14 protein-coding genes are annotated in these 17,317 nt (G+C 71.7%); 3 read left to right on the top strand and 11 right to left on the bottom strand.

From position 1 onward, the window contains the following. Together pncB and pncA are read right to left on the bottom strand one after the other, a co-directional pair. On the bottom strand, positions 1-1,323 hold the full coding sequence (gene pncB, locus HGN31_RS08575) for a nicotinate phosphoribosyltransferase (RefSeq protein WP_081962786.1): 1,323 nt from the start codon (positions 1,321-1,323) through the stop codon (positions 1-3). Continuing rightward, positions 1,320-1,916, bottom strand: a complete 597-nt coding sequence (gene pncA / locus HGN31_RS08570) for a bifunctional nicotinamidase/pyrazinamidase (protein WP_168782940.1) — start codon at positions 1,914-1,916, stop codon at positions 1,320-1,322. Before pncA ends, pncB begins: the two co-directional genes overlap by 4 nt. Before the next feature lie 188 nt (positions 1,917-2,104). On the opposite strand from pncA, the gene HGN31_RS08565 reads away from it, so the two are divergent. Both HGN31_RS08565 and trhO read left to right on the top strand, forming a co-directional pair. After that, on the top strand, positions 2,105-3,766 hold the full coding sequence (locus HGN31_RS08565) for an SLC13 family permease (RefSeq protein WP_211096276.1): 1,662 nt from the start codon (positions 2,105-2,107) through the stop codon (positions 3,764-3,766). A 41-nt stretch (positions 3,767-3,807) separates the two neighbouring features. Beyond that, a complete protein-coding gene (gene trhO, locus HGN31_RS08560) occupies positions 3,808-4,710 on the top strand; it encodes an oxygen-dependent tRNA uridine(34) hydroxylase TrhO (protein ID WP_168782939.1) in 903 nt (300 codons plus the stop codon). Here trhO and HGN31_RS08555 read toward each other — a convergent pair. The 9 genes from HGN31_RS08555 to HGN31_RS08515 all read right to left on the bottom strand — a co-directional run bounded on the left by HGN31_RS08555 (position 4,692) and on the right by HGN31_RS08515 (position 14,834). Next, positions 4,692-4,955 carry a cytochrome C oxidase subunit IV family protein gene (locus HGN31_RS08555; protein ID WP_168782938.1) on the bottom strand — a complete coding sequence of 88 codons (264 nt, stop codon included), beginning with the start codon at positions 4,953-4,955 and terminating at the stop codon, positions 4,692-4,694. The genes trhO and HGN31_RS08555 overlap by 19 nt on opposite strands. Then, positions 4,952-5,524: a cytochrome c oxidase subunit 3 gene (locus HGN31_RS08550; RefSeq protein WP_244960946.1), complete on the bottom strand. Its 573-nt coding sequence runs from the start codon at positions 5,522-5,524 to the stop codon at positions 4,952-4,954. The genes HGN31_RS08555 and HGN31_RS08550 overlap by 4 nt, the downstream gene beginning before the upstream one ends. After that, positions 5,521-7,473: a nitric oxide reductase activation protein NorD gene (locus HGN31_RS08545; protein ID WP_244960944.1), complete on the bottom strand. Its 1,953-nt coding sequence runs from the start codon at positions 7,471-7,473 to the stop codon at positions 5,521-5,523. Before HGN31_RS08545 ends, HGN31_RS08550 begins: the two co-directional genes overlap by 4 nt. A gap of 112 nt (positions 7,474-7,585) precedes the next feature. After that, positions 7,586-8,404 carry a CbbQ/NirQ/NorQ/GpvN family protein gene (locus HGN31_RS08540; protein ID WP_036703632.1) on the bottom strand — a complete coding sequence of 273 codons (819 nt, stop codon included), beginning with the start codon at positions 8,402-8,404 and terminating at the stop codon, positions 7,586-7,588. Positions 8,405-8,409: 5 nt separating this feature from the next. Further along, positions 8,410-9,804, bottom strand: a complete 1,395-nt coding sequence (locus HGN31_RS08535) for a cbb3-type cytochrome c oxidase subunit I (RefSeq protein WP_036712392.1) — start codon at positions 9,802-9,804, stop codon at positions 8,410-8,412. A 13-nt stretch (positions 9,805-9,817) separates the two neighbouring features. Beyond that, a complete protein-coding gene (locus HGN31_RS08530; protein ID WP_168782937.1) occupies positions 9,818-10,270 on the bottom strand; it encodes a c-type cytochrome in 453 nt (150 codons plus the stop codon). 213 nt (positions 10,271-10,483) lie between these two features. After that, positions 10,484-11,377 carry an FAD:protein FMN transferase gene (locus tag HGN31_RS08525; protein WP_168782936.1) on the bottom strand — a complete coding sequence of 298 codons (894 nt, stop codon included), beginning with the start codon at positions 11,375-11,377 and terminating at the stop codon, positions 10,484-10,486. Next, positions 11,374-12,573, bottom strand: a complete 1,200-nt coding sequence (locus HGN31_RS08520) for an NnrS family protein (protein WP_168782935.1) — start codon at positions 12,571-12,573, stop codon at positions 11,374-11,376. The genes HGN31_RS08525 and HGN31_RS08520 overlap by 4 nt, the downstream gene beginning before the upstream one ends. Then, a complete protein-coding gene (locus HGN31_RS08515) occupies positions 12,570-14,834 on the bottom strand; it encodes a NosR/NirI family protein (RefSeq protein WP_244960942.1) in 2,265 nt (754 codons plus the stop codon). Before HGN31_RS08515 ends, HGN31_RS08520 begins: the two co-directional genes overlap by 4 nt. Before the next feature lie 409 nt (positions 14,835-15,243). On the opposite strand from HGN31_RS08515, the gene HGN31_RS08505 reads away from it, so the two are divergent. Beyond that, on the top strand, positions 15,244-17,232 hold the full coding sequence (locus tag HGN31_RS08505) for a nitrite reductase (RefSeq protein ID WP_280529897.1): 1,989 nt from the start codon (positions 15,244-15,246) through the stop codon (positions 17,230-17,232). Positions 17,233-17,317: the final 85 nt, after the last annotated feature.

The following is a 17,317-nucleotide window of genomic DNA, read 5'->3' as shown; positions in this document are numbered from 1 at the left end:
TCAGACCCGGACGGCCTGCGCCTCTTGCGCGCCGACGCCGAAGACGCGCTTGTAGTGCTCGATCAGCTCCGCGGGGCCGGTCGCCTTGGCGGGGTTGTCCGACAGCTTCACGGTCGGCTCGCCGTTCGCGGACACCGCCTTGCAGACGAGGCTGAAGGGCGCCAGCCCATCGCCGGGGACCAGACCGCGGAAGTCGTTGGTGAGCAGCGTGCCCCAGCCGAAGCTGACCTTCACCCGGCCGCGGAAGCGCTCGTAGAGCGAGGTGATCTCGGGCACGTCGAGCCCGTCGGAAAAGATCACCAGCTTCTGCGAGGGATCCTCGCCGCGCTGGCGCCACCACTCGATCGCGTATTCCGCCGTCGCCACCGGGTCGCCGGAATCGACCCTGAGCCCGGTCCAGCCGGCCAGCCAGTCCGGCGCGTGGTCCAGGAAGCCGCGGGTGCCGTAGGTGTCGGGCAGCATGATCCGCAGGTTGCCGTCATGCTCTTCGTGCCAGTCGGCCAGCACCTTGTAGGGGGCCTGCCGCAGTTCCGCGTCGGTCTCGGCCAGCGCGGCATAGACCATCGGCAGCTCGTGGGCGTTGGTGCCGATCGCCTCGATGTCGCGGCGCATGGCGATCAGGCAGTTCGAGGTGCCGGTGAAGGCGCCGCCCTGGTCGGCGATGCCCAGGCCCTCGATCATCGCCTGCACGCACCAGTCCTGCCACAGGAAGCTGTGCCGGCGCCGCGTGCCGAAATCGGCGATCCGCAGGCCGGGGCCGAGCGTGCGCAGCGCCTCGATCTTTTCCCACAGCCGGGCCATGGCGCGGGCGTAGAGCACCTGAAGCTCGAACCGGCCCATGTCCTTGAGGACTGCGCGCGAGCGCAGCTCCATGATGATCGCCAGCGCCGGGATCTCCCACAGCATGACCTCGGGCCAGCGGCCGTGGAAGGTCAGCTCGTACTGGCCGTCGCGGCGGGTCAGCTCGTATTCGGGCAGTTGCAGGGCCTCGAGGAACTCCATGAAGTCGGGGCGGAACATCTGCCGCTTGCCGTAGAAGGTGTTGCCCCGCATCCAGGTGGATTCGCCGCGGGTCAGCCGCAGGCTGCGGACGTGGTCGAGCTGTTCGCGCAGCTCGCCCTCGTCGATCAGGTCGGCGAGGCGGATGGACCTGGTGCGGTTGATCAGGCTGAACTCGACGTCCACGTCGGGGCGATTGCGGAACACCGACTGGCACATCAGGAGCTTGTAGAAGTCGGTGTCGATCAGCGACCGGACGATGGGGTCGATCTTCCATTTGTGGTTATAGACGCGGGTGGCGATGTCGACGGTCGGGATCATCATGCGAGGGTCACCCCCGCGTCGCGCATCGCCGCCTGCGCCGCGGCGCGCGAGCCGTCGAGGTCGATGGCGCGGGTGGCGGCCTCGATCACCGTCGCCGCGAAGCCGAGCCGGGCCGCGTCCATCGCCGACCACGCCACGCAGAAGTCATGCGCGAGGCCGACGAAGGTCAGCGCGTCGATCCCGCGGTCGCGCAGGTAGCCGGCCAGCCCCGTGGGCGTCGCGTGGTCGTTCTCGAAGAACGCCGAGTAGCTGTCGATGCCGGGGCGGAAGCCCTTGCGGATCACCAGGTCGGCCACGTCGGTCGCCAGCCCCGGGTGGAACTCGGCGCCGGGCGTGCCGATCACGCAATGCGCGGGCCACAGCACCTGCGGGCCATAGGGCATCTGCACCTGCGAGAACGGCGCCGCGCCCGGGTGGTTGGCGGCGAAGCTGGTGTGGTCGTGCGGGTGCCAGTCCTGGGTCAGCACGACGGCGTCGAAATCGGGCATCAGGTCGTTGATCGGGCCGACGATCTCGTCCCCCCGCGCGACCGCCAGCGCCCCGCCGGGGCAGAAGTCGAGCTGCATATCCACGACGATCAGGGCGTTGGCCATCGGCGCCTCGCGTTCACGGTCCTGCGACCAGCAGATACGGAGCGCGGCGGACGAGGTCAACGCGACCCCCTGTCCACAGCCGCGTGCCGCGGGTCGCTGGGCGCCCGCGAGGCCCCGCAACGCACGGCGGCGTGACCTCGGGGCGCATCCGCGCTAAGCCTGTCCCATTCATCCACGGAGGAGATTTCATGCAGCCACCGCAGGAGCAGCCGCCCCGAGAGATGCCGCGTCATCAGGGCCAGTATCACGAATCCGGCCAGGTGCCGACCAATCCGGGCCTCGTCTGGGGCTTTCGCGCCGCCGGCCTGATCGCCGCGGCGCTGGTCTATGTCCTGCTCGGCGGGTCCGAGGGCCTGACCCCCGACGCCCGCTGGGTCGCCTCCATCGGGACGCTGATGGCGGTCTGGTGGATGACCGAGGCGATCCCGCTGTCGGCCACCGCGCTGCTGCCGATCGTGCTGATCCCCATCGCCACCGATCGCACCGTAGGGCAGGCGGCGGCGCCCTATGCCAGCTCGATCGTGTTCCTGTTCCTCGGCGGCTTCCTGATCGCCATCGCGATGGAGAAATGGAACCTGCACCGGCGCATCGCGCTGGCGACGCTGGCGCGCGTCGGCGTGCAGCCGCGGCGCATCGTGCTGGGGCTGATGCTGGCGACCGGGTTCCTGTCGATGTGGGTGTCGAACACCGCCACCACGCTGATGATGCTGCCCATCGGCCTGTCGGTCCTGACGCTGGTGGTCGAGCGCAGCTCGCGCCGCCAGGGCGCCGCCGACATCGAGGAGGCGCTGGCCGGCGGCGCGACCATCACCGAGGCGGTGAAGAACCCCGACATCCGCGCCTTCGGCGTCTGCCTTGTCCTCGCCATCGCCTGGTCGGCCAGCATGGGCGGGCTCGGCACGCTGCTGGGCAGCCCGCCCAACGCCATCGTGGCGGGCTATGCGCGCGATGAGCTGGGGATCGAGATCGGGTTTTTGCAGTGGATGATGATCGGCCTGCCGCTGGCGCTGACCTTCATCCTGATCGGCTGGGTGCTGATGACGCGGGTGCTCTATCCCTTCAACCTCGCCGAGATCCCCGGCGGGCGGCAGATGATCGACGAGCAGATCGCCGGCCTCGGGCCGGTCGGCCAGGGCGAGCGGATGGTGATGATCGTGTTCGGGTCGGCCGCCTTCCTGTGGGTGGTGCCGGGGCTCTTGAAGAGCCTCGTGGGGCTGGACCTCGGGCCGCTCGGCTCGCTCGACGATACCGCCATCGCCATTGCCGCGGGGATCGCGCTGTTCCTGCTGCCCGGCGAGGGTCGCGGGCGGATGGTGCTCGAGTGGAAGGACGCCGAGGACGGGCTGCCGTGGGGCGTGCTGCTGCTGTTCGGGGGCGGGCTGTCGCTCGCCTCGGCGGTGGCGGCCTCGGGGCTCGACCAGTGGTTCGGGGCGCAGGTCTCGGGGCTCGGGACGCTGCCGGTGCTGCTGCTGATCGCGGCGGTGGTGACGCTGATCCTGTTCCTGACCGAGGTCACGTCGAACACCGCGACGGCCGCGACCTTCATCCCGGTGCTGGGGGGTGTGGCGATGGGGATCGGGGCGGACCCGATGTCGCTCTTGATCCCGGCGGCGTTCGCCGCGACCTGCGCCTTCATGCTGCCGGTCGGGACGCCGCCGAACGCCATCGTGTTCGGGACGGGCTATGTCACCATCGGGCAGATGGCGCGGGGCGGGTTCGTGCTGAACCTGCTGGGCATCGCGCTGATCACCGGGTTCATCTACCTGCTCGGCGGGCTGGCGCTGGGGATCACCTTCGGTCCCGAGGCGGTGCCGGTCACGGCCCCGGTGACTGCCCCCGTCTCGGGCTGAGGGGCTTGACGCCAGCCGGCGCGGCGGCGAGGGGGAGCCTCATGCTCACCGTCGCCGCGCTCTATCACTTCGCCCCCCTGCCCGACCCCGCCGCACTGCGGGCGCCGCTGCTGGCGCTGTGCGAGGCCGAGGGGGTGCGGGGCACGATCATCCTCGCCCCCGAGGGGGTGAACGGGACCATCGCCGGTCCCCGCGCGGGGGTCGAGGCGGTGCTCGCGCATCTGCGCGGCTGGCCGGGCTGCGCGGGGCTGTCGTGGAAGGAGAGCACCGCCGCGGCGATGCCGTTCGGGCGCATGAAGGTGCGGATCAAGCGCGAGATCGTCACCATGGGCGAGCCGCAGGTGGACCCCACCGCCCATGTCGGCCGCCACGTTCCGCCCGCCGAGTGGAACGCGCTGATCGCCGACCCCGAGGTGGTCGTGATCGACACCCGCAACGCCTATGAGATCGCCATCGGCAGCTTCCGCGGCGCCATCGACCCCGGCACCCGCAGCTTCCGCGAGTTTCCCGCCTGGTGGCGCGCCAACGCCGACCGCTTTGCCGGCAAGCGCGTGGCGATGTTCTGCACCGGCGGCATCCGCTGCGAGAAATCCACCAGCTTCCTGATCGGCGAGGGCGTCCCCGAGGTCTTCCACCTGCAGGGCGGGGTGCTGAAATACCTCGAAGAGGTGGCCGAGGGCGACAGCCTCTGGGACGGCGCCTGCTTCGTCTTCGACCAACGGGTCAGCCTGACGCACGGCCTCGCGCCCGGCGGGCATATCCTCTGCCACGCCTGCCGCCGGCCGCTCGACCCCGCCGACCGGGACCGGCCGGAGTATGAGGAGGGGGTCTGCTGCCACCTCTGCGCCGGCGAATACAGCGACGCCGACCGCGCCCGCTTCCGCGAGCGGCAGCGGCAGGTGGCGCGGGGCGAGCTCTTCGCGGATCAGCCGGCGGCGAGGTAAAGCCCCAGCGCCGCCACCCCCCAGGCGACCAGGATGCCGGTGAACACCCGCCGCGCGCCGGGGTAGTCGTCGAGGTCGAGATAGCGCCCGAGGATCACCCGCGCCTTCACCAGCGCGAGGATCAGGATCGCCACCCCGAGCCCCAGCCGCAGCGACGGCACGGGCGCCAGCGCCACGGCGGTGGAGAGCGCCGTCAGCGCGATCAGCGCCACCCAGGCGCGGGCGAGGGGTTCGAACCGCGTCATCTGAGCAGGTAGATCACGGGAAACAGCAGCACCCAGACGAGATCGACCATGTGCCAGAACTGCGCCCCGGCCTCGACCGCCTCGGCGCCGGCGCGGATCGCCACCAGCCCGAGGATCACCATCCCCGCGACCACGTGGGCCGCGTGAAACAGGGTGAGCAGCCAGTAGAAGGTGAAGAAGACGTGGGTCTCGAGCCCGAGGCCCTGCCGGGCGGCGTCGGCGTATTCCACGCCCTTCAACAGCAGGAACACCGCGCCGAGCAGCGCCGCCCCGCCCAGCCAGCGCCGCACCGCCGCCCGGTCGCCGCGCCGCGCCGCCCCCACCGCGCAGGCGGCGCCGTAGCCCGAGCTGACGAGCACCACCGTGTTCAGCCCCGCCGAGAGGCGGTGGAGCTGCCCCTGCGCGGCGGCGAAGCCCTCGACGTCGCCCAGCCGCAGCACGAGGAAGATCAGCAGCGCCGCCCCGAACACGGCGAGTTCGCTGGCGATCAGCACCCACATCACCAGCTCGCCCGGCAGCCGCGGGCGGGCGGGGTCGCCCATGCCCTCGCTCTGGCCCGCGTCCGTCATGCCCCGACCAGCTGGCGGTAGATCTGCGGCAGCGCCTCGGGCAGGCGGTCGGGGTGCGGGACGAGCGCGTGGCCCCCCTGCCCGAAGATGCGCGGGAACCACGACTTGCCGTCGCGGTCCACGGTGATGCCGAAGACCGCGTGCCCGGCGCGCCGGGCCTCGCGCACGGCCATGGCGCTGTCCTCGATCCCGTGCCGGCCCTCGTAGTGGTCGAGGTCGTTGGGCTTGCCGTCGGTGATGACCAGAAGCAGCCGCCGGCGCCGCCCCTGCGCCGCAAGCCCCGCCGCGGCGTGGCGGATGCCGGCGCCGAGGCGGGTGTAGAAGCGCGGGGTCAGGGCGGCGATCCGCGCCTCGACCGCAGCGCTCATCGGCTCATCGAAGCGCTTGGCGGTGGTCACATACACGCGGTCGCGCTTGAGCGAGCAGAAGGCCTGCACCGCGACCTGATCGCCGCAGGCGTCGAGCCCCCAGGCGAGCGCGGCCAGCGCCTCGCGCTCGATGTCGATCACCGCGCGGCCCGTCACCGCGCTTTCGGTCGAGCGCGAGATGTCGAGCAGGATCGACACCGCGAGGTCGCGGTTCACCGGCCGCGACTGGCGCCAGATCCGGTCCGAGCCCTCGCCCGAGACGGCGATGCCGACGCGGCTTCGCACCGTGGCGTCGAGGTCCAGCTCGTCCCCGTCGCGGTGGCCGGTGGTGACGACGCGTCCCGGGCGCATCGCCTCGAACTGGCGGCGGACGGCGCGGATGCGGCGGCGGGCGGCCTCGTCGAAGGGGGCGGCGCCGGGGGCGGGGTCGGGCTCGCTGTCCAGCACGCGGGCGTGGGCGGGCAGGTAGCGGCCCGACCGCGCGTCCCATTCGGGATAGGTGAAGACGCCCGACAGCGCCTCGCGGTCCACGTCCTCGGGGGCGAGGTCGAGATGCAGTTTCAGCCGCGTGGCCGGCGCCTTGCTGATCTGCCCGAGCCCCAGCTCGTCCTGATCGTCCAGCGCCTTGCGGGCGCTGTCGTCGTCGTCATCCTCGACCCGGCGGTTGAGGTTGAGGAACTCGGCCCAGGCGAGGATCGCCTCGAACTTGTGCAGGATCAGGCTGTCCTTGCGCTCGGCGGCGTCAGCCTGACGGCGGCGGGCGCGGACGGTCTTGTCGGCGGCCTCGCCGGGGTCTTCGGCGGCGCCGTCGGCCTCGCGGGTCTCGACCCGGTCCGACGCCGAGGCGGCACCCGCCTCGACCGTGACCCACAACGGCACGGGGCGCATCGGCTGGTAGCCGCGGGGCGCGGTCAGGTCTGCGGGGTCGCCCGCGTCGAGCGCGGCCATCAGCGCGGCCGCGCGGGGGGGAAGCGGCGCGGGGTCGCCGAGCAGGCGGCGGATCACCGCCTCGACGGCGGCTTCCTCGGGCGGCAGCGCGGTCTGCGGGCGGGCGGCGCGGATCAGCGCGCGCAGCTCGTCATAGAGCGGCATCAGCCCCGGCGCGGCCTCGGCCACCCGCGCCACGGTGGTCCGCGCGGCGGCGAGCGCGGCGAGGTCGCGGCCCAGCGGGTCGTCGTGGGTCGCGGGCGCCCCCGCATGGGCCGCGAACGCCGCCATCCAGAGGTAGAGCGCCCCGTTCGCCTCGACCGTCGGCAGCACCGCGAGGCTCGACGGCAGGCGCAGGATGCCGGCCGCGAGGCTCGCCTGCGGCAGCGCCTCGGCCTCGGTCCCCAGCCGCCGCCGCCAGCTCAGCCGGTGCCGGCTGACCCGGTCGGCGCTGGGGCGGAACTCGACCGAGTGATCCCCGCCGAGGCCCCGGAACAGCACCGCGAGGCGGCCCGCCACCTCGGTCAGGGCGACCCGCGCGGCCTCGTGCGCGGGCACCGCGTCGAAGCCCGAGGCCCAGCCGTGCCACAGCTTGCCGACGGTCTCCTCCGGCTCCCACGGCTCGATCTCGCGCCAGTTCAGAGGTGCAGTCATATTGTCCTGCCCAAATATCCCGGGCTTCTGAACGCCCGGAAAACAGTCCGGTGGACTGTTTTCAGTGAAGAAGGCCGCGGCAGCGGCCGGGGCAGAGCCCCGGTCCGGCGGTTCAGCCGAAGACCGCGACGACCAGATCGGCCAGCCCGCGTTTCACGTCGGCGTCGTCGGTCAGCGGCTCGATCATCGCCGCCGACACGGCGCGGTTGAGGTCCATGCCGCCGGCGATCAGCGTCGCGGCATAGACGACGAGGCGGGTCGAGACTCCCTCTTCCAGGTCCTGCCCCTTGAGCGCCCTGAGCTTGCCCGCCAGCCGCACCAGCCCGGCCGCGCGGCGCGCATCGAGCCCGCTTTCCGCGACCACGATCTCGGTTTCGAGCGCGGGGGCGGGAAAGTCGAACTCCATCGCCACGAAGCGCTGCCGGGTCGAGGGTTTCAGCGTCTTGAGGATGTTCTGGTAGCCGGGGTTGTAGGACGCGACGAGCATGAAGCCGGGGGCGGCCTCGAGCTCTTCGCCCGTGCGGTCGATGGGCAGGATGCGGCGGTCGTCGGTCAGCGGGTGCAGGACCACGGTGACGTCCTTGCGGGCCTCGACCACCTCGTCGAGATAGCAGATCGCGCCCTCGCGCACGGCGCGGGTCAGGGGACCGTCCACCCACACCGTCTCGCCGCCCTTGAGCAGGTAGCGCCCGATCAGGTCGGCCGCCGACAGGTCGTCGTGGCAGGCGACGGTATAGAGCGGGCGGCCCAGCCGGGCGGCCATGTGCGACACGAAGCGGGTCTTGCCGCAGCCGGTCGGGCCTTTCAACAGCACCGGCAGATCGTGGGCGGCGGCGGCCTCGAACACGGCCACTTCGTCCTTCTGGGGCAGGTAGAAGGGGGCTTGCGCCCCCTCCGTCGTGCGGTGGTCCAGCGGGGTGTGGGCGTTCATCTCGGTCACTCCGCGGGGGTCCGGTGAGCGATCTCGTCACGCTGCCGCTGCACCGGGCCGGGGGTCACCACCTCGCGGCGCACGGCCAGCACCGACCAGATGAACAGCAGCGCCCCGACCACGACCGCCAGACCCGAGCCGAAGCGCATCCAGTAGAACAGCGCCAGCTGGTCCTGCACGTCCATGTAGAACTCTCCGTTCACGCGCTGCAGGTGGGTCTGCAGGGTGCCGGCGAAGGTCAGGGTGAAGGTCATGAACAGCATCCCCCCCGACATCAGCCAGAACGAGGCCATGTTCAGCACCTGGTTGTAGGGGTCGCGGTTCTTCATGATCGGCATCGCATAGGTGACGATCGCCAGCACCAGGCAGACATAGGCGCCATAGAACGCCAGGTGCCCGTGCGCGGCGGTGATCTGGGTGCCGTGGGTGTAGTAGTTCACCCCGTGCAGCGTGTGCAGGAAGCCCCACACCCCCGCCCCGAAGAACGCCAGCACCGAACAGCCGAGCGACCACAGCAGCGCCGCCTTGTTCGGGTGATCGCGGCGACCCTTCCAGACCATCACGAAGGCGAAGCTCATCATGGCGAAGAACGGCACGATCTCGAAGCTCGAGAAGATCGACCCGACCCACTGCCAGTAGGCCGGCAGCCCGATCCAGTAGTAGTGGTGCCCGGTCCCGAGGATGCCCGAGAAGAGCGCGGTGGCGACGATGACGTAGAGCCACTTCTCCACCACCTCGCGGTCCACGCCGGTCAGCTTGAGCATCAGGAAGGCGAGGATCGAGGCCATGATCAGCTCCCACACGCCCTCGACCCACAGATGGATCACGTACCACCAGTACTGCTTGTCCAGCACCAGGTTCGAGGGGTTGTAGAAGGCGAACAGGAACAGCAGCGCCAGCCCCCAGAGGCCCAGCAGCAGCACGTTCGAGATGGCGGTCTTGCGGCCTTTCAGAACAGTCATGGTGACGTTGTAGAGGAAGATCAGCGCGGCCACGACGATGCCCGCCTTGACCCACTTGGGCTGCTCGAGGAACTCGCGCCCTTCCTTGCCCAGCAGCCAGTTGCCGTGGAAGAGGTCGAAGACATAGGTCACGACCACGCCGGCGGTGCCCAGCACGAGGATCGCCAGTTGCAGCCAGGCGAGCGTGGGCGAGTGGATGTCGCGCTCGGCCTCTTCGGGGATGAGGTAGTAGGCCGAGCCGAAGAACCCGAGCAGCAGCCAGACGATCAGGCTGTTCGAGTGCAGCATCCGCACGATGTTGAACGGCAGAAGCTCGGACAGGAAGTTCGGGTTGACGTAGATGTAGCCCATGAGAAGGCCCATCGACACCTGAACCGCGAACAGCGCCATGGCGACCACGAAGTAGCCGTAGGCGATGCGTTGGGTGTGGTATTTCATCGCTTTGTCCCCCTCAGCCGGCGTCGTTCGGCGGCCAGTTCTGGGTGTTGATCCTGCCGGTCCACAGCAGGAAGTCGCTCAGCTCGCGGAACTCGGCGTCGGTGAGCGGGAAGTTCGGCATCTGCCGGCGCCCCTCGATGCCGGTGGGCATCGCCTGCATCCAGGTCTTGAGCGCCTCGGCGGCGGCGTCGGGGTCGTCCGCGACGCCCCAGCGCTTCATCACGTTGCCCAGCTCGGGGGCGAAATAGGCCCCCTCGCCCAGCAGCGTGTGGCAGTTGATGCAGGCGTTCTTTTCCCAGATGTGCTTGCCGGCAGCCACGCCTTCGGTCAGCCCTGCCTTGTCCGTCGAAACATTGACGGCATAGAGATGGCTGTGCACCGACATGGCGCCGAAGATCGCGATGAAGAACAGTGACCCGCCGTAAAAGACGTTCCGGGCCATGCTCTTGGTCATGACGTCGCTCATGGCGGCGGTCCCTTCGAGCGGTTTTCGATGAGCTCAGCGATAAACTCCGCGTGTGCGGCCACCTTGAGGAAAGTCAAAGGCTGAGCGTCGCGCTAGGTTTTTTGCCGGCTCGCGCCGCGCAGGCCCCGGCGCCGTGGCGCGCGGGTCACAGCGCCGCGCGCGGCGGGGCCTAGCCTGCGAGGGTAATGCGCAGACAAAGCCCGGCAAGCACCGCTAGAGCGCCAGCCGCGCCTCGATCCGGGCGCCCGGGAACGCCGCCAGCGCGCGGGCCTGCGCCTCCTCGTCCAGCAGCACGGCGGCGGTCGAGAGCGCGTCCGCCAGCGCCGCGCGGTTGGCGCTGACCGAGACCAGCCGCCAGCGCACCGCGCGCCCGTCGGCGGCAAGGATATGTGCGCCGTCCCCCGCCGGCCCGATCCGCGTGCCAAAGGGCGCCGAGGTCGCCAGCGCCCGGTCCCGCAGCGCCAGCCGCCGCACCGGCGCGCCGTCCAGCTGCACCTCGGCCGGCCAGCCGGTCGGGCCGAGCGCGCGGGCCTCGCCGGTGTCGATCAGCACGTCGGTCAGCCCGTGGCGGGCGGCGACCTCGGCCAGCCGGTCGGCGGCGAATCCCTGCGCAAGCCCGTTCAGCGTCAGCGCCATGCCGGGGCGGGCGAGGCGGATCTCGTCCTCGGCCAGCCGCACGTCGCCCCAGCCGGCGAGCGCGGCGGCGGGACCCTCGGGGGTGCCCAGCCGGCGGGCCTGCCAGAGCGGCTGCACCGTCGGGTCGAACGCCCTGCCGGTGGCGGCGTGGACCGCGCCCGCCAGCCGCAGCATCTCCACCAGATCGGCGGCGGGATGGGCGAGCCGCCCGAGCGCGTTCAGCCGCACGAGGTCCGAACCGCGATAGAGCGAGGCCCGCGCCTCGACGGCGCGCAGCGCGCGGGCGGCCTCGGCGAAGAAGGCGCGGGCGGCGGGCGCGGTCCCGCCGCGCACGGTCAGCGTCACGTCGGCGCCGAGCGCCACGCCCTCCCAGCGGTGCAGGGGCGCGGCCGCGGCCGGGCGGCCGAGCGCCGCCAGCCCGCAGGCTGCGGCGGCGAGGGCCAAGACGCGGCGGCGGGTGGGGCGGGTCATGCCGCGGCCTCTCGCGCGGGGCGGGGCCGGGTGAAGACCGGCCACAGCGCGGCGAGATAGAGGGTGAAGGCAAGCATCCAGATCAGCCCGGCGCAGAGCGTCGCGTGCCACCAGAGCGCCGGCCAGGTCGCCGCCGCCCAGCGCAGGGCCGCGGCCAGCGGCAGCAGCCCATAGCCCGCCGCCACCGCCACGGGCGCGACCAGCGGCCGGCCGGAATGGCCGAGGCTCGCCCGGCTCATCACCGCCAGCGTCATGCCGCCCACCGCGCCGATGCCCAGCAGATGCAGCGCCCCGACCTCGGACCCGACCCCGAGCAGCGCCAGCCCCCAGGCCACCAGCCCCAGCGCCAGCAGCGCATAGCCCGCGTGCAGCGCCCAGACGATCGGGTCGCCCAGCGTGGCGGCCGTGCGCCACCCCGCCAGCCGCGCCGCCGCCGCAAGCCCCGCGCCCAGCGCCACCGCGCCGGTCAGCCCCTCGGGCGCCCCGGCCAGCACCAGCACCGCCGTGGCGATGGCGAGCGCGATCCCCGCCACGTCCAGCGGCTTGCGCGACACCGGCACCACCGCCCCCGGATCGACCCTGAGCAGCGCGTTGCGGGTGAAGGACGGCGTGACCCGCCCGCCCAGCACCGCGATCATCGCGCAGATGGCGGCGAGCCCGCCGCGCAGCCCCTGCGCAGCGGTCCCCGCCAGCCCCAGCCACTCGAGATGCACCATCAGGTTCGCCACCCACACCAGCGTCAGCAGGACGAGGAACATCATGTTCTGCGGCTTCGGGCGCTTGACGAGCTGTGTCAGCAGCTTCGCCGCCAGCACCGGCACGAAGCTGAGATCGACCGCCGCCACCAGCCCGGCGGGCAGCGCGCCCGAGAACCAGACCGCGACCCGGCCGGCGAGCCACAGCCCGGCGACCAGCGCCACGAACCGCTCGGGCGCGGCCTTGGCGCCGGTCCAGTTCGGCACCGCGGTCAGGAAGAACCCGCCCAGCGCCGCGGTGGCGTAGCCGAAGATCATCTCGTGCGCGTGCCAGGCGTTGGGCGGGGGCGCAAAGGGGGCCTCGGCCCAGCCGCCGAGCCAGGCGAGCCACAGCGCCATCGCGGCGACCCCGTAGAGCCCGGCGGCGAGGAAGAACACCCGCCAGCCGTCGCGGAAGATGATCGGGCCGCGGGACGGGCGCGGGGTGGCAGCATCGGTCATGGCGTGACCCTCTGGTTGCGGAAGGCGGGGGGCTGGGCGCCGCCCGCGGCGTGTTTCTGGTCCGAATCCCCCTCCGCCCGGGCCACCGGCGCGGCGGCGCCGTCATGGGCGCCCGCGGGCACCTGCGTCGGCCGCACGGGGGGCGGCGCGGGCGGGATCGGCGGGGCCTTGAAGCCTCCCCCGCCGCCACCCTCGGGCGCGCCGCCGCGGCTGCGGCGCTTGAGGACCGGGCAGGTCGTCTCGTCGTTCATGATCACCTGGCAGCGCAGGCACAGCACGCATTCGTTGGCGTTGATCCGGCCCAGCGGGTCGATCGCGCCGACGGTGCATTTCGTCTCGCACAGCCGGCACTCGCGCCCGCATTGCGGCCGGCGCTTGAGCCAGTCGAAGACCTTGAGCTTGGCGGGCAGCGCCAGCCCGGCGCCCAAGGGGCAGACGTAGCGGCAGTAGAAGCGCTCGATGAACAGCCCCGCGGTCAGCAGCGCCACGGCGTAGAGCACGAACGGCCACGCCCGCAGGAAGCGCATCGAGATCGCCGTCTTGAACGGCTCGACCTCGGCCATGACCAGCGCCCGCTCCATCGAGTAGAAGGAGAGCGCGACGAGGGCCACGAACAGCGTGTACTTGATCACCCACAGCCGCTCGTGCAGCGCCTGCGGGACGGCGATCTGGCGGATGCCGATCCGCTGGGCGGCCTGATTGAGCAGCTCCTGCAAGGCGCCGAAGGGGCACAGCCAGCCGCAGAACACCCCGCGGCCCCAGAAGAGCATCCCCAAGGCCACCGCGCCCCAGAGGACGAAGATCAACGGCGCGATCAGGAAGTTCTCCCACCGGAAGCCCGAGAGCAGCGCGTGCAGGAAGGCGATCACCTGCACCACCGAAAGCTGCGCGCCGAGCCACCAGCCCAGCACCAAGAGGGTGAGCAGCAGGTAGCCGGTCCTGAGCCTGAGCCACAGCCGGGGCCGGCGCACGATCCATTCCTGCGCGAAGAGGATCAGCCCGAGCACCCCGAGCATCGCGCCGACGACGGCGACCTGATGGCGCTTCTGCCACCAGAACTGCTGCCAGAGCGGCGGCTCGGGCGCGGGCGCGGCGAGGCGGAACGCGGCGGGCAGCGTCACCTCGGCGCTGACCGGCAGGGTCAGCGTCTCGCCGCCCGCGCCCGCGCGGGGGGTCAGGACGGTGACACGGAAGGGCCGGGTCACGTCGATCCCGCCCGCGGCCGGGTCGGCGTTGATGCGGAAGACGCTGCGCTCTTTCAGCTCCGGCGCGCCGGCGATGGGCAGGCCGGCGAGCTGGGTATAGTCGGCGGCCGCCGGGGTCAGGCGCACGTCGCCCTGCGTGATCTCGATGCGGGCAAAGCGCCCCTCGCGCTGCCAGCCGGTGCCGCGGTGGGACTGCAGGCCCCGCGACAGTACGACGAGCAGCGCCTGCCCGGGGCCGAGCGCGCCTGCCGCCTCGGTCAGGGCGGCCTGCCCGATGAGGTTGCGCCCGACGGTGGGGGTGTCGGCGAGGCCGGTCCACATCTCGAACCACGGCGCCTCCGAGGGGGTGATCGGCGGCGCGGCGGTGGGCAGCGCGGCGGCGGCCTCGGCCATCGAGACGCGGACGTGGGAGAGCGCGCCCATCGCCTCGAGCGCGGGCCAGTCGGCGGGGGCATAGGCCACCCGGTCGATGCCGCCCGCGCCCAAGCCCTGCGCGCCCGCAAGGATGCGGGCCGACCGCAGGATGCCGTCGCGGATCACCCCGGTCGAGATCGTCGCGCGCGAGATCACCGGCGGCAGGCCCGCGCCGTCCGCGGGGGGGTGGGCGGTGTCGTAACCCGCGAACCCGTCCACATAGGCGGCGATGTCGGCGTCCGAGATGCCGAGCGTCAGCACCGGCTCGGCGTGGCGCATGAGCCGGGCGCCGGCGACGCGGCCTTCGGGCGTCACCGCCACCAGCACGTCGAGCGGGCGGCTCGAGTAGCCGGTCGAGCCGACCAGCTCCCACGTCGAGCCGATGAGGCCGAGGGCCGCGCCCTGCGCCTCGGCCCGCCAGCCGGGCACCGGCGCGTCGATGCGGGTCAGGGTGGGCAGGGCGCCCTGCGGCAGGCCGAACAGCGCGGCGGCAAGCGCCGGGTCGGGCACGGCGGGGGCGAGGTCGGGGTCGGCGGCCTCTCCGCCGCCGTGCGCCCCCGCGTGCGATCCGGCCTGCGCCGCCACCTGCGCCGCGCCTTGTGCCAGCGCCGGGGCGGCGGCGAGCGGGCTGGCGCCCAGCACGGCCAGGCCCAGCGCCCAGAGGGTCAGGACAAGGACGCCCAGTCCCGCCCGGACCCACGCGCGGGGCCGGGCGGCCCGCGGCGTCCGCGGGCTGAGGCGGCAGCGGCGGGCGGCAGGTCTGGGGCAAGCGGGCATGATGTTCCAGCGAAGGCGGCAGGGCGGGCCGCGGGGACGGCAGGGCGGCGGTCGGACCGACCGGCAAATCGGCGGGCGATCTGCAATCGACTATGTCGGCGGTCGATGGCAGGCTGGCCTTAACCGAAGTCAAAGACGCGACACACGGGATTGTTAACGTCCCGCAGCCTCACCAGCAAACACGGAGATTCTGATGAAGACCCCAGCGCATTCTGCCAGGACGTCGCTTCTGGCGTCTGCGGCATTGGCCTTGGTGCTCGGCGCCGGGATGGCAGTGGCCCAGACGGCCGCGCCCGCACCCGCCGATGCCACGGCCGCCGCGCCCGCTGCGACTGCCCCTGCTGCGACCGCCCCCGCCGCGACTGCGCCTGCGGCCGACGCCGCGGCACCGGCGGCGAACGACAACGCCGCCCCCGCCGCTGACGCGGCCCCCGCCGCGGATGCGGCCCCGGCTGCGGATGCCGCTCCGGCTGCCGATGACAGCGACCCGAACGCCGTGTCCGGCCCGCGCGCCGGCGCCGACACCAAGGTCGAGATCGCCCCCAGCTCGGCGGGCGCCGAAAAGACCACCGCCGACCAGGCCGCCCAGAAGGGCGAGGTCGCCGACCACACCTCGAAGCCGCAGGACCAGTACCAGCCGGCCCTGACCACGCTGGCCCAGGAACAGGTCGCCGCGCCCGGGACCGTGGACGGCGTCCCCTCGATGACCGAGGACGAGTTCAACCAGGCCAACAAGATCTATTTCGAGCGCTGCGCGGGCTGCCACGGCGTGCTGCGCAAGGGTGCCACCGGCAAGCCGCTGACCCCCGACATCACCCGCGAGCTGGGCTTCGACTACCTCAAGTCCTTCATCACCTACGGCTCGCCGGCCGGGATGCCCAACTGGGGTACCTCGGGCGACCTGACCGAGGCGCAGGTCGACCTGATGGCGAAATACGTCATGCAGGACCCGGCCAGCCCGCCCGAGTTCGGGATGCCGGAGATGAAGGAGACCTGGAAGCTCATCGTCAAGCCCGAGGACCGGCCGAAGCAGAAAGAGAACGACTGGGACCTCGAGAACCTGTTCTCGGTCACGCTGCGTGACGCGGGCCAGATCGCGCTGATCGACGGCGGCACCTACGAGATCAAGGCCGTGCTCGACACCGGCTACGCCGTCCACATCAGCCGGATGTCGGCCTCGGGCCGCTATCTGCTGGTCATCGGCCGCGACGCCAAGGTCGACATGATCGACCTGTGGATGAAGGAACCGGCGGTCGTCGCCGAGATCAAGGTCGGCTCGGAAGCGCGCTCGGTCGAGACCTCGAAGATGGAAGGCTGGGAGGACAAGTACGTCATCGCCGGCTCGTACTGGCCGCCGCAGTACGTGATCATGGACGGCGCGACGCTCGAGCCGCTCAAGATCGAATCGACCCGCGGGATGATCTACGACGAGCAGACCTATCACCCCGAACCGCGGGTGGCGGCGATCCTGTCGAGCCACTACCGGCCCGAGTTCATCGTCAACGTCAAGGAAACCGGCAAGATCCTGCTGGTGGACTACACTGACATCAAGAACCTCAAGACCACCGAGATCGAGGCCGAGCGGTTCCTGCATGACGGCGGCCTGGACAGCACCCACCGCTATTTCATCACCGCGGCGAACGCGCGCCACAAGCTGGTCGTCATCGACACCAAGGAAGGCAAGCTCGAGACCGTGGTGGACACCGGCGGGCAGACGCCCCACCCGGGCCGCGGCGCGAACTTCGTGCACCCGACCTTCGGGCCGGTCTGGGCGACCTCGCACCTCGGCGACGACAGCGTGGCGCTGATCGGCACCGACCCCGAGGGCCACAAGGACCAGGCCTGGAAGATCGTCGACAGCTTCCCGGCGCTCGGGGGCGGCTCGCTGTTCATCAAGACCTATCCGGGGTCGAACCACCTTTATGTGGACGCGCCGCTGAACCCCGAGGCGGACATCTCGGGTTCGGTCGCGGTGTTCGAGATCGACAAGATGAAGGGCGACGGGTCCGACCCCGAGTTCAAGACCCTGCCGATCGCCGAATGGGCCGAGATCGCCGATGGCCAGCCGCGCGTCGTCCAGGGCGAGTTCAACAAGGACGGGACCGAGATCTGGTTCTCGGTCTGGAACGCCAAGGACAAGGAATCGGCCATCGTCGTGGTGGACGACAAGACGCTCGAGCTGAAGAAGGTCATCAAGGACCCGCGGCTGGTCACGCCGACCGGCAAGTTCAACGTCAAGAACACCATGGGCGACATCTACTGATCGCCTGACTGAACCCGGGGGGCGCGGGTCCGCCTGCGCCCCCCTTTCTTCCCCCCCCAAGCCTTCCCCCCAGCCTTTCATGCAA

Origin of the sequence: Paracoccus sanguinis (assembly GCF_012689545.1) — a bacterium.
Taxonomy (GTDB): Bacteria; Pseudomonadota; Alphaproteobacteria; order Rhodobacterales; family Rhodobacteraceae; genus Paracoccus; species Paracoccus panacisoli.
The sequence above is the reverse complement of the archived record's forward strand: the minus strand, read 5'-3'. Positions and strand labels throughout refer to the sequence as shown.

Coding starts and splice junctions, on each gene's coding strand:
- trhO (WP_168782939.1), top strand. CDS start 3,808: ATGCTCACCGTCGCCGCGCTCTATCACTTCGCCCCCCTGCCCGACCCC.
- HGN31_RS08545 (WP_244960944.1), bottom strand. CDS start 7,473: ATGACTGCACCTCTGAACTGGCGCGAGATCGAGCCGTGGGAGCCGGAG.
- HGN31_RS08550 (WP_244960946.1), bottom strand. CDS start 5,524: ATGACGGACGCGGGCCAGAGCGAGGGCATGGGCGACCCCGCCCGCCCG.
- HGN31_RS08535 (WP_036712392.1), bottom strand. CDS start 9,804: ATGAAATACCACACCCAACGCATCGCCTACGGCTACTTCGTGGTCGCC.
- HGN31_RS08520 (WP_168782935.1), bottom strand. CDS start 12,573: ATGACCGATGCTGCCACCCCGCGCCCGTCCCGCGGCCCGATCATCTTC.
- HGN31_RS08525 (WP_168782936.1), bottom strand. CDS start 11,377: ATGACCCGCCCCACCCGCCGCCGCGTCTTGGCCCTCGCCGCCGCAGCC.
- HGN31_RS08555 (WP_168782938.1), bottom strand. CDS start 4,955: ATGACGCGGTTCGAACCCCTCGCCCGCGCCTGGGTGGCGCTGATCGCG.
- HGN31_RS08540 (WP_036703632.1), bottom strand. CDS start 8,404: ATGAACGCCCACACCCCGCTGGACCACCGCACGACGGAGGGGGCGCAA.
- pncB (WP_081962786.1), bottom strand. CDS start 1,323: ATGATGATCCCGACCGTCGACATCGCCACCCGCGTCTATAACCACAAA.
- pncA (WP_168782940.1), bottom strand. CDS start 1,916: ATGGCCAACGCCCTGATCGTCGTGGATATGCAGCTCGACTTCTGCCCC.
- HGN31_RS08530 (WP_168782937.1), bottom strand. CDS start 10,270: ATGAGCGACGTCATGACCAAGAGCATGGCCCGGAACGTCTTTTACGGC.
- HGN31_RS08565 (WP_211096276.1), top strand. CDS start 2,105: ATGCAGCCACCGCAGGAGCAGCCGCCCCGAGAGATGCCGCGTCATCAG.